Below are 1,049 nucleotides of genomic sequence, written 5' to 3' on the forward strand. Positions count from 1 at the left end.
AGACCAGCTCAGGTTCGCTGCCATTTGTTCTGCTGCTGAAGCCATAAAGCGTCTCTTTTCATCAAAAACGCCGCAGGCCGGTTTTCCGGTCTGCGGCGTTGGGAAAACTGTCAGTGATGTAAGCGCCCGTCAAGGCGCTCACAACCCTTATTCCGCCGCAGCTGCGGGGGCGATGATGGTAACTTTACCACCAGCCTTCTCTACAGCTTCTACAGCGCCCTTCGAAGCGCCGGTTACCGAGAGGTTGGCCTTTGCGGTGAATTCACCCTTTGCAAGGATGCGAACGCCATCGAGCTTACGACGAACGAGACCCGAAGCAACGAGTGCCTCTTCAGTGATCTCTGCCTTGATGTCGATCTTGCCGGCGTCGATGAACTTCTGGACGAGGCCGAGGTTGATAACAGCGTATTTCTTTGCGTTGGGCTTGTTGAAGCCGCGCTTGGGAAGACGCTGGTAGAGGGGCATCTGGCCGCCTTCATAGGCGTTCAGAGCTACGCCCGAACGGGATTTCTGACCTTTGATACCACGGCCAGCAGTTTTACCTTTGCCCGAGCCCGGACCACGTGCAACGCGCATGCGTTTCTTGGTTGCGCCTGCATTATCGCGGAGTTCATTAAGTTTCATGTCGCTTCTCCTTGCCGGAACTGCCCTCCAGCGACGGAGTGGGCAAACACGGCATAATGGTTATGATTCTGGACCCAAAGCGGGCCACCGCGTGCGTATACGGCCCGAGGTTCCGTATTGCAAGCATTGGCTGAAAAAACAAAAGCCCCGATGTTTCCATCGAGGCTCAGCTTCAAACTCTAAAAGACGCTTAGTTCTTGTAAGCCGCCTGATGTGCAACGTCTTCGATCATTCCGCGCGAGATACCGATATCTGCGAGGTCCCGATCGGTCATTGCAGCCAGCTGGTTGTATACAGCGCGGTACTCAGCGCGACGGGCCAGCGCGTCTTTCACTTCTGCAACTTTGGTACGGACGATTGCGCCGAGGTCGATGTGAGCGACGCGGGGTGCGTGGAAAGTGATGTGAGCCATTTTCGTATTCCTT

2 protein-coding genes are annotated in these 1,049 nt (G+C 55.5%); both read right to left on the bottom strand.

The window, feature by feature from the left end:
• Positions 1-147 precede the first annotated feature (147 nt).
• Entirely contained in the window at positions 148-624 is a 477-nt protein-coding gene (rplO, locus tag AC1QQ2_RS14390; RefSeq protein ID WP_479713659.1) for a 50S ribosomal protein L15, read from the bottom strand.
• A gap of 190 nt (positions 625-814) precedes the next feature.
• On the bottom strand, positions 815-1,049 hold a 235-nt coding region (locus AC1QQ2_RS14395), incomplete at its 5' end, for a DUF1127 domain-containing protein (protein ID WP_479713660.1).

The organism is Aestuarium sp., from assembly GCF_023253315.1.
Lineage (GTDB): Bacteria > Pseudomonadota > Alphaproteobacteria > Rhodobacterales > Rhodobacteraceae > Marivivens > Marivivens donghaensis.